This window comes from Modestobacter marinus, from assembly GCF_011758655.1.
GTDB classification, from domain to species: Bacteria; Actinomycetota; Actinomycetes; order Mycobacteriales; family Geodermatophilaceae; genus Modestobacter; species Modestobacter marinus.
On the sequence record NZ_JAAMPA010000002.1, the window covers coordinates 506,816 to 517,501 of the forward strand.

Annotated in this window: 6 protein-coding genes; 1 reads left to right on the forward strand and 5 read right to left on the reverse strand. The window is 69.8% G+C overall.

All coding sequences use genetic code 11. The features are described from left to right. Positions 1-151: 151 nt before the first annotated feature. The 5 genes from FB380_RS18375 to FB380_RS18395 all read right to left on the reverse strand — a co-directional run bounded on the left by FB380_RS18375 (position 152) and on the right by FB380_RS18395 (position 8,713). Complete coding sequence (locus FB380_RS18375; RefSeq protein WP_166756771.1) at positions 152-1,423, reverse strand: Wadjet anti-phage system protein JetD domain-containing protein; 1,272 nt, start codon at positions 1,421-1,423, stop codon at positions 152-154. After that, complete coding sequence (locus FB380_RS18380; protein WP_166756772.1) at positions 1,420-5,061, reverse strand: ATP-binding protein; 3,642 nt, start codon at positions 5,059-5,061, stop codon at positions 1,420-1,422. The genes FB380_RS18375 and FB380_RS18380 overlap by 4 nt, the downstream gene beginning before the upstream one ends. Next, positions 5,058-5,867, reverse strand: a complete 810-nt coding sequence (locus FB380_RS18385; RefSeq protein ID WP_166756773.1) for a DUF4194 domain-containing protein — start codon at positions 5,865-5,867, stop codon at positions 5,058-5,060. The genes FB380_RS18380 and FB380_RS18385 overlap by 4 nt, the downstream gene beginning before the upstream one ends. Beyond that, positions 5,864-7,333 (reverse strand): DUF3375 domain-containing protein, encoded by a 1,470-nt coding sequence (locus FB380_RS18390; RefSeq protein ID WP_166756774.1) that lies wholly within the window; start codon positions 7,331-7,333, stop codon positions 5,864-5,866. The genes FB380_RS18385 and FB380_RS18390 overlap by 4 nt, the downstream gene beginning before the upstream one ends. A gap of 732 nt (positions 7,334-8,065) precedes the next feature. Next, the gene (locus FB380_RS18395; RefSeq protein ID WP_166756372.1) at positions 8,066-8,713 is read right to left on the reverse strand and encodes a hypothetical protein; all 648 of its coding nucleotides are present in this window, start codon (positions 8,711-8,713) and stop codon (positions 8,066-8,068) included. Positions 8,714-9,518: 805 nt separating this feature from the next. On the opposite strand from FB380_RS18395, the gene FB380_RS18400 reads away from it, so the two are divergent. Continuing rightward, complete coding sequence (locus tag FB380_RS18400; RefSeq protein WP_166756775.1) at positions 9,519-10,670, forward strand: IS110 family RNA-guided transposase; 1,152 nt, start codon at positions 9,519-9,521, stop codon at positions 10,668-10,670. The last annotated feature ends 16 nt before the right edge of the window (positions 10,671-10,686 follow it).

Sequence of the window (10,686 nt, forward strand, 5' to 3'; positions counted from 1 at the left end):
GCGCAGGGAGCACGTCCGGCGCCAAGCGGTTGCCGGCGGCCAGCCATGTTGGCATCCCAGGCACCAGTGCAGAGTCGCTGCCAGTCCAGCCACGCCCACGGTCGGGTAGAGCCTCCTGGACGGCCCGTCGCGTCGTAGATCTGCAACAGCTTTAAGGACGATCGGGGGCCGGCCGGGACAGCGGCTGTTTAGTCGCCAGCGCTGTGAGGACGCGGTCAAAGCGGATGAACTCCTGCTCCAGACGGACCCGGTCGCCGATCACGTTGTCGCGCAGCAGCCGGTACAGCTCGGCCTCAGCAGCGGTCAGTCCGGGCAGCTCCTCGCTACGGGTCGGTGTGGTCTCGACGACCCAGTGCTCCTGATGGGCATGCAGCGTCGCCAGGTCCATCAGGATCGGCTCGACGTGCGGCGCGACCTGCCGGACCCGGCCCAGGATCGCCAGCCCGTGCGTGTCTACGTCACCCCAGTAGCGAACGCGGACCTTGTGCAGCCAGGGCAGAGCCGCCAGCACCGAACTGGCCTCGTTCCCTGAGCCCCACAGTACGAGCTGAGCGGGAAGGTGGGGTGCGGTCTCAGCGCTCAGCTTGTTCTCAGTCACCAGCAGCGTGTCGATCCCGACCGCCGGCGGGTCGAGCGCCTGCAGCGCGGTGATCGGCCAGAACGCCACCGCGGTCGACGGGCTCGACTGGTCGGGGTCGGTCGAACGGGGCAGCCCGAGAACCTCCGGCCGGCCGGCGAGCAGCACGTGCCGGTCCGGGGAAGTGAAGCCGAACCGGCCGGTGAACGTGCCCGCGTCCGGGTTAATCGCAGTGTTGGGCAGCCGGGCGTCAAGCAGCCTGGACAGAAGCGCCTCGTGCTGGGCGACGAGCTTGGTGTGCACCCCGCTGACCGGAACCTGGCGGATGTGCACGCCCGGGCGCGGATGCTCGGCCACCCAGTCGACGATCGCCAGCAGCAGCGGCCAGTCGGTGGCGGCTGCGACCACAGCGTGCGGACGGGCCAGCGCGACCTCTGTCGCGGACGGGCTTCCCTCAGCCTGCTGAAGGCAACGGGCGAACGTGTCGGCCTGCGTGGCGGCGGCCCGACCGAGAACGCCGAGCGCTATTGGCGGCGTGTCGAGCCAGGCGTACACCGGGACGGTCTGCCGGCCGAGCGCGCCAGCGCTCATCGTGCGGGTCTCCAGCCGCCACCCCTGCGCCGACGCAGCGGTGCGCAGCCCTCGCGCCCACGTGCTCACTTCGAAGAGGTGCTCGGCAAGGTCAGCGGACTTCGGTCCGCTCAGCCGCACCCGGCGCGGGAAGTGGGCGCGCTCCTGCGGGCTCTGGTGCAGCTCGCGCAGCACATGGCCCGCGTCCCATGCGGTCTGGGCGGCTGCCTTTACCGCCGCAGCGGTCCCCCATCTCGCTGTCGTGGGCTTGCTCATGCCGGGGGCTGCGGCAAGCCAGCGTCGGAGAACGGCTGTTGGACCCGCGGAGTGAGGACCACGTCGACCGCCCGGTCGCGGTCAGGGCGCGCGTCGGAGCTGGGGCTGGCGGCGATGTCGCCGCCCTCGTCAACGGCGGCCGGAAGAGCAGGCGGTCCGTAGGCGTGCGCGGCCCTCCGGGCCCGGTACTCCTCCACCGTCATTGTGATCATCTCTGAGCGGCGGCCGACCGCGTGCGCGAAGCCGACCGCGGACACGTACGGCTCGATCGTCCAAATCTTCTGCAGCGGCGTGATGACGAGCATCTGCAGTCCGAGCCGGGTGAACAGGTCCATGCCGAACCGCCCAGCCTCGTCGGACCCCTTGGTGAACGCCTCGTCGATCATCACGAAGCGAAAGGCGTCCGCGCGACCGTCGGCCAAGCCGTACTGGTAGGCCAGGCTCGCTGCCAGAATGGTGTAGGCAAGCTTCTCCTTCTGCCCGCCAGACTTGCCGTCAGAGTCGGTGTAGTACTCGACTTGAGTGTCGTCCTCGCGGGTCCGCTCGGAGGCAGCGAAGGTGAACCACTGCCGCACGTCGGTGACCCGCGTAGCCCATCCCCTGTCCGCGACTACCGAATCTGGCCGGCCGACGAAGCGGTCGAGGAGGTCACGCACCCGCAGGAAACGAGCCTCGGAGTAGAGGCTCTCCTCATCGTCGTCGACCGCACCTTCGGTAATCGAGCGCAGATCGGCCCGGAAGTCTAGGATTTGCGGGCTGGTGGTCGGCTTAGCTTCGAGGACGATGTAGGTGTCGGCGCCGAAGTTGGTCCGTGCCAGCGCCGCGTTGATCGTCTCGAGACGTCCCGCGATCTTTTTCGACTCATTGACCAGCCCGCGGTGAAACGCGGCGATCTCGTTGATCGCCTGCTTCTCCAGGTGGGTGCGGAAGTCGGCCTCAAAGCGCGGCAGGTCATCGGTCTTTAGCCGGCGCTGCAGTTCCAACAGCTCGTTGCGGACTTCGGTGCTGCGCGTGTCGATCTCCTCGCAGAGCTGGGGCCAACCTGCTGCGAACTTCTGCTGCTCGGCGACCAGGTACTGCCCGGCACGCGCGCGGTTCTGCGTCGCCAGGGCACGTACGCGCTCCAGCCCTGCCAGGATCGCGTTCTGCCAGTGCCCGCAGTCTTCGACCTGCTCGGGCTCGTCGCCGGCCTCGGCGAGCGCGGCGGCGAACAGCTCGGCGGGGGTGCTCTCGAGCTCGACGTCGACCACGTCGATCTTGCCCAGTTGGCGGCGGCACTCTTCCATCCGTCCGGTTACCTGGCCGCTACGCCGGGTCAGCTCGGTGCGCCGATCGTCGGCCTCCCTCAGCCGGGCCAGTACCAGCGTGAGCTCGGCCATGACCTTGGCGATCGTCGGGTCATTGACGAGCGTGTCGTAGTGCTGCTTGGACTGCTTAACCCGCTCGTGCGCGCCGGCGAGGTCGACGCTGGCCGGGTCGGTGCAGGTCTGCCACAGCAGGGTGACCGCGTCTGTGCGGTCCTTGAGCGCGACGCCGGCCTTCTTGACGATGTCCCACTCGGCGACGGCGTCGGTGACCTGCTCACGCAGCTGCTCGACCTGTTGGGCAAGGGCGGCGCGTCGGGCGCGGTTGTCCCAGCCGAGCACGTAGCGGCTGCGGTCGTCGAGCTTGTGCCGGTCGTCCTTCTCGTGCCGGCTGCCGCCCTTGATCTGCCCGGCTCGGGTCACTGCTGTCTCGTGCGTAGCCAGTGCGGTGGCGTCGTCGACGCACACGTGCCGGAACCGGCGGGCGACCTCGGCGGCCAACCAGTCGCTGACGACCGTGCCAGTCTTGATCTCGATCTTGGCAGCCATCGAGTCGCCGCGTGCGATGACCGGCTCGAGTCGGCCGCGGACGGCTTGGTAGACGAGGCGGCTGCGGAGGTGGTGGCTGTCGACCCAAGCTGCGACGGCCCGATAGTGCTGGTCGGGCACCAGCAGCGACAACGCCAGCGGCCGCAGCAGCCGTTCGGCGGCGGGCTCCCAGTCGGCCTTGTGATCGGCGGCGACGCTGAGCAGCTCACCGGCGTACGGCAGCACTCCAGCCGGCAAGCCCAGCTCTGTGCACATCAGGTCGCGTAGCCGCACGGCGTCGGTAGGGATGTTGCTGTCTCGGGTGCCCGCGTCGCGCAGCTCATCCTCGGTCGCCTTGAGCTGGCCGGCTATCTCATTGACCACCGTTCGTGCGGCGAAGAACGCATCGTCCTGCGCGGCCTGCTCCTCTGTAGTGCGCTGGCGGGCGCGGTCTAGCGCGCCGCGGAAGGCGGGGAACTCCTCCGGCCCGGCGGGTGGGCGGACCTCCGCCGCAGCCGCCCACTCGAGCACTTTCGCGTGGCTGGTGGCGACCTGCTCGACCTGCTTGCGGGCCTCGACGAGCCCGAGCCGGGCCGTCTCGACCTTGCCGCCGTCGGCCTCGTTGAGCGCGACGTTGAGCGCGACCTCACGCTCGCGGTCGAGGGCGATGTCCTGCCCGATGCGGTCGATCTGCGAGGCCAGCGCCGGCAGATTGCCCTCGGCCTCGCTGATCGCGGACTGCAGCAGCGTGGCCCGCAGCCGGTCGACGTGTGCCGGGACGGCTCGGGCGGCGTGCTCGGTCGCGCTGATCCGGGCGCCGCTGTCGTCGTAGCGGCGGCTGTACCGCTCGACCTCGTCGAGGACCTCGAGCTGCTTGCGTACGTCGACGACGAGGTCGTGGGCCCGGGTCAGGTCGCCGTAGTGGCTGAGCATCGTGTCGATGACCCGGCCGATGTCGGGAGCGTCGAGCATGTGCGAGCGGACAAAGTCGGTGAGGTTGCCGACCTGCTTCATCGATACGGTGGTGGCGAACAACGCCAGACCGGCGGGGCTGAGCCCTAGCTTGCGGCACAGCGCGCCCTGGTAACGCTCGAAGCTGTCGAACAGCTCGATGCCGCTGGCACGCAGCGACGCCTTGACGCCTTTGATGTCGGCGTGGCCGAGCAGGCCGGTCTCGATATCGACAGATCGGTCGGCGACCAGGTACATGCGCTGCGGCGCGGAGGTGCGGTCATTGAAGGTCAGGACGAGCCCGCCGCTGATTAATCCGGTCAGGCTGGCGAATGTGGCCACGATCGCGGAGAGCGTGCCAGCGCGGGTGCGCAGGTACTGCGCCCGAGAGCTACTGGTGCTTTCATCCTCGATCTTGCCGTACTGGCCTAGGGCGTAGGAGGTCAGCGAGCGCTCGTCACGGTCGGCTCCAGCGGCGGCGTTGAACACGATGCGATTGGCCGGGGCAAGCAACGCCGTCATGGCGTCGACGAGGGTGGACTTGCCGCTGCCGACGTCCCCGGTCAGGAGGCCGTTGCCGCCCTGCAGACCGAGCGTGTAGACCTTGCTGTGGTAAGTGCCCCAGTTGTAGACCTGCAGCGTGTCGAGCCGGACGCCATCGGCGACGCGCGCCTGCAGAGTGGGTGCAGTCTCCGGTGCAACGTCCTGCTCCGACTTCGGCACCGCAGGATGCCGGGGCAGATCGATGTCGCGCGCGGACGTGGTCGGCCCAGCGTTCGGGGCTGCAAGGTCATTCGGGGTGAGCAGCGGCGGCGGCGGCATGTCCTGCCCGTCGGGGCCGACTCCGGTCGTCACGCGCTCTCCTGGGTGATACTGCCCGTGGCAGGGACTTCGAACAGGGTCTGCTCGACGGTGGCCGGACCAGCTTGGTCGGTGCCGGCAGATGGCGGTGCCTGTGCCGACACATCCGGTCGCCCCGTCCGGGCGACCGGTTCGGTGAGCAGGTCAGCAGGCGCCGTTGAGGGGATGTCCGCGGGACCGCCGGCGGGGGTCTCAGCGCGGGGCCCGTCCGCGTCGGGGAGGTCTACGGGCTCGTCCAGGACGGCGTCGGGGTCATCACCAGTCAGTAGCCGGTCGCGGTACTCAGCGAGCCACTCGGCCGTGACAACGGACTTCAGGATCCGCCGGACTTCATAGGTCGGCTGCGGGCCCTTGAGCTTGCGCAGGTACCCGAGGTTCTCGGCCCGGCCGATGTCGGTGACGATCCGGTCCTCGAGCGTGCCGTCCGGGTAGTACAGCCGCAACTGCTCGACCAAATCAGCCTGCGTGACGATCGCTCGCGGGGTGTCGGACGCAGCATCGGCCGCGGCCAGGCGCTCGCGCAGCACGACCAGCAGCACGGTGACGTGGTGGCTGAGCACGTGCTTGCGCATGAGCGGAGGAATGGCCTCATCGGCGTCGTCGCTGCGGCGCAGGAAGGCGTACCGCTCGACGTTATCGAGCACCAGACGAAGGCCGAGCACTGCGACGTAGTCGCGCACGGCCGCCTCGTTGTCCAGCAGCGCCGACCAAACCCGGCTGCTCTCGTCTTCGTATACCGGGCCGAGTAGCAGCTTCGCGGCGGCGGTCGAGACGCCGAGCTCGGCGGCGCGTGTGCTCATGCGGGTCCCCTTGCGCTGCCCGCGGCTGCGGCCGCCGCGGAGGTGAAAATGACCAGCGGGAGTTCGGCGATGCGGTGCACGCCGGCGTCGTCGGCCCAGCCGATCCGCTGCGTGTCGGTGGTGGCAGTGCCGCCCTCGCTGGCGCTGATCTGCAGATAGCCGACCAGCTCGGCCAGTCCGAGAGTCAGAGGGTGCGCGGCAACAATGTCGCCAAGGCTGGTGACACCGCCGTGTTCGACGACGGTCGCGCGGACGCAGTCGCGCAGCCGCTCGGTGTCAACGTGCTGCACCGACATGAGCGCTGTCAGGTCGACCGGGGCTGTCTCGGCGTCGAGCTCTGGCGCGTCCAACGTCGCCGGGGTGTACGGGGTACGGAGCGGCCGTTCGACCGGCATGCGGATATCGGCGCGCAGGTCGGGCAACTCGAACTTGACCTTGCGGTTGTCGTCGTCGCGGAGCTCGAGCGCGGCGGCGAGTGCCTGCCGCAACAAGGTGTGGATGCGCCGCGACTCAGCCCACTCTGCGTCGTCGAGGAAGCGGCGCAGCTGCCCGGAGAGGGCGCGGACGGTGTCCATCGTGACTGTCGCGGCGTCGAACAGGTCCGCGCGCAGGACGCGCTCAACCTGGCCGGTGCGGCCACGCAGGGCATCGAGCTCCTCGACAGCCTTGAGCAGCTGCTCAAGCTCGTCCTGCTGGGAGCTGGACAGCATGAGCTCCCAGAAGGCGGTCCAGCTGCGGCCCTGATCGGAGTCACCGATCTGCGCAGTCGAGCCGAACACCGCTTCGAGGAACTGCCCGCGTGGCCCGTCCCACGTCACCGCCTGCGCGCGGACCTGCCGGTCCAGGGTGCGGAAGTTGTCCTCGACGGCGCGCAGATCAGCCAGCAGCTCCTGGCCGGTCGCGACGATCTGTTGATAGCGCTCGCGGACGGCTGTGGCGTCCATGCGGGTGTCCTCACCAGACAGGACCTTGGCGAGCTGATCGTCGACGTCGGCGCGCTGCCGACGCAGCGCGTCGATGCGCTCCTGCGGGTCCTCGCTGGAGCCGACGGTGATCTGCCGGAGCAGGTCGCGGATCGTCAGCATCCGGCTGCTGGTGCCCACGAACTCGCGGGGTCCGAGTTCGCGACAGAGCCCGACGGCGATCTCCACGGCGGCGGTCGGGGCGTAGTGCAGCTCGTCGGAGCCAGCGGGGTACGAACCGCGCAGCCAGCCGACCGATGGATCAGCCCACTCCTTGAGGTACGCCTCGGCGGAGCGCGGGTACGGGTGTGACTCCTCGCGGACGGCGGTGAGGTAGTCCTCCAGGGCTGCGCTGACCTCGGTGGCCTGCAGCTCGCGGCGGTTTGGCTCGAGGAAGCAGGCGACGAGGAAGCCGAGGACCAGCGGTGCGTGATCGGCCTGCAGCAGGCGCCACGCCGGGTGCCGGCGACGGCTGACGATCTCGTCGTAGGTCAACTCAGTCACCGCCCAGCCTCCATCTCCTCGACGCATCCGGTGCTGCCGCTCTAGCGCGGCCGCCGTCGAACACTCACCGTAAGAAAGCACACCCCTACGACAGGATGCCGACCCTCGAGTCAATTTGGTGACGTGTCGACGGGCATGCTGAGCCGGCGGGGCGGCAGCTGGGTGCGGCACGGGTACACCCTGGACCGTGCTCGGTAACGGTGGCCGACCGGCGGACGAGACCTTTGCCGACCCGCGTCCAGGAGGCCGGGTGCCTTTTGAGTTGAGGACCCGAAAGCCCTCTTCACCGCGTGGCCAGGCGGTCAAAGATCAAACGATGGGCCAATACGGCACCGGCTTAAGGTCGGTCAGTCAGCCAGGCCGTTTTCCGTTTCCCTAGATTGCGGGCAGCCTTCTGCAGATGCGCCCGTCCGGGGCGGGCAGCCTTTGCAGATGCGCCCGTCCGCGGCGGGCAGCCGGCCGCGCTCGGATCCCCGGGACTGGGCGGGCGTCAGGGCGGTAAGCAGTCGCTGCACTGCGGCGAGGGCGACTCGGTCGGCCAGTGGCGCCGGCACTGGCAGCGGCTCGGTGCCTGGGCCCTGCCGGGCGCCATGCTCCCGCGTCCTCAGGCACAGCAGAATCCGTTCCGGCACGCAGCGGCGCCAGTAGCTCGCCGTCGAGGTCGATGACGAGCATGGTCCGCTGCCCTGCCGGGAGGCGTCGCTCCGCCGCCTGGGGTGGCCGGTCGGCTGCTCAGTCACGGACCGACCACCGCTCGGTGGCCGACCGGCCGGTTATGCCGGTAACCCGGCCGATGTCGGCCCACGAGGCCCCGGCCACGAGTGCGCCGCACACCGCCTCGTCCAGCGCACGGGCGGCGGCGGCCTCCCTGGCGGCGGCCTGTTCCACCTCCTCCAGGGCCTTCCATCCGGCGATATGCCCGCACCATTCCTGCATCACCCGGATCTCGTCGGCGGCCTCCAGATCGGCCCATGGGTCTGTGCCGGTGAGCCGCCGCGCCGCCGGGTCTGCCAGCTCCAGTGGTACGCGAGTCCAGGGGGTGCCGCGCCACCCGCACGTGCAGCCAGCGGCCCAGCCGACGACCTCAGCATCGGGGCGCCACTCCTCCACCTGCTCGATCACCTCAAGACGGACCTGGCCGCTGGCGTGGGCAGACATAAATCCGGCGCCGCAGATGACCGCGCCGTCCTCCCAGAGGCCGTCGGCGGCGCAGCCGTCGCGGTAGATCAGCCGCACCTGGTCGCCGTCGGACGGCCCGTCGTCGGGTCGCCGGGCTATCAGCACACCGCGGGCGCTGCTGGTGCCGGCGCCTTGCGCGCCGTCGGCGAACAGCGGCACTACCCAGCCTTCATGCTCCTGGCCGTCCACGACCGGGCCCATCCATCCCATCGCTCCTCCTCTCGACGCATGTGGGCAGCGTCGTTGTCGGGCACTGGCCCGGACGGTCCCGTTCGGGTTCTGTGGACGACCGTCGTTGTCCACAGACGAGGGCGGCCACAGGCCTCACCGTGTGGCCCGAATCGGAAGCTTCTCGGGTGTCGCCAGTACCGGGGGGTGGCGACGGGCGCGCGGAGCAGGCCCGTCGCTTCAGTTATGGGTAAGCAACTCGAACTCGTGGTCGTCGGTGGAATCGGGCATGGCTGGCTCCCGGTCGTCGTCGGGTCGCCAGTGCCTTCACCAATAGGAGGCGCCATTCCCGGCCCGGTGGTGACACCACCACCTCAACCGTCGGTGAAGAAATGGCGAGCCTGCGGTTGCGCTCCGACCGCTGTCCGCGTCGGGACTGAGCCGCGAAGGCCCGAGCCGTTCTGAATCCCAGCGCCATCCCCCGCATGCCGCCTAGCGGCGTCAAGAGGCCCCGTCCAGCCCCCATAGCGTCACAAGATCATGACCGACACACCTCTTGCACTGATGGGATCGGGCTACCGCAGTCGCCCCGTTTCGAGGAGGCTGCGGGCCAAGGGCACCGGGGTCCGGGGCGGTCTGACTCCCACATTTGCTGACGCCTGCGGGCTGTCTGGAAGGTGACCGGTCGGCTGTCACGGCCCCGGTGTCTGCGGCACGACCGGTCGGGCGGGGTGACTTCAGAGGAGCTTGTGCGACCAGGCCCACTCAGTGTCCTGTCCGCCGTCCCGGCCGTGCGTGCCGCACCTCTCATCCGCCCTGCAGCAGAAGAGGAACGGCGATGTCCAGGTTGGCAGAACGCCACGTCCGCGACCACCTCGAGCGCCCCGAATGGCCACCCGGTGCGGTGATCGGCGGAGTCGACACCCACAAGCACATCCACGTCGCCGCGGTCTGCGACCCCCTCGGCCGCGTCCTGGCCAGCGACACCTTCCCCACCACCACGGCCGGGTTCAAGGCACTGCTGCGGTTCCTGCGCTCCCACGGCGAGCTGGCCGCGGTCGGCATCGAAGGCACTGGCTGCTGGGGTGGTGGACTTGCCCGCTGGCTGGCCACCCGCGACGTCCACGTCGTCGAGGTCGACCGACCCAACCGGCAAGCCCGCCGCAGGCGCGGCAAGTCCGACACCATCGACGCCGAGGAAGCCGCCCGCGCCGTCGTGGCCGGACGGGCCCGAACCGTGTTCAAGACCGGCACCGGACCGGTGGAGATGGCCCGCCAGCTACGGGTGGCCCGCCGCTCGGCGATCAAGCAGCGCACCCAAGCCCTGCTCCAGCTCCAGGCCCTGGCCGACACCGCCCCCGACGAGCTGCGCGACACCGTCAAGAGGCTGCGCTACGCCCAGCTCATCGCGACCGCCGCCCGCTTCCGGCCCGGCGAGCTCACCACGACCGGCGCGGCCGCGAAGTACGCCATGAGCGCCTTGGCCCGCCGCATCCAGCACCTCGACGCTGAAATCGAGGGCCTCGACGCCCACCTCAAGGCCATCCTCACCGCCGCCCACCCCGATCTGCTCGCCGCCCACGGAATCGGTCCCGACACCGCCGGCGCCCTCCTGGTCGCCGCCGGGGACAACCCCGAACGACTCGTCAGCGAACAAGCCTTCGCCGCCCTCTGCGGGGCCTCCCCAGTGCAGGCCTCCTCCGGCAACACCCACCGCCACCGGCTCAACCGGGGCGGTGACCGCCAAGCCAACAGCGCCCTCTGGCGCATCGTGTTGGTCCGGATGAGATCGCATCAACCGACCCGGGACTACGTCACCCGCCGCACCGCCGAAGGCCTGGCCAAGCGCGACATCATGCGCTGCCTCAAGCGCTACGTCGCCCGCGAGATCTACCACCACATCAATCCGACGCCACCCGCGGTCGCTCATCTGCGGCTCGTCCCGCCAATACCGGTGGCCACCGGAGAAGCCGCCCTCAGCACCGCTTGACACAAGAGGAGCGTCA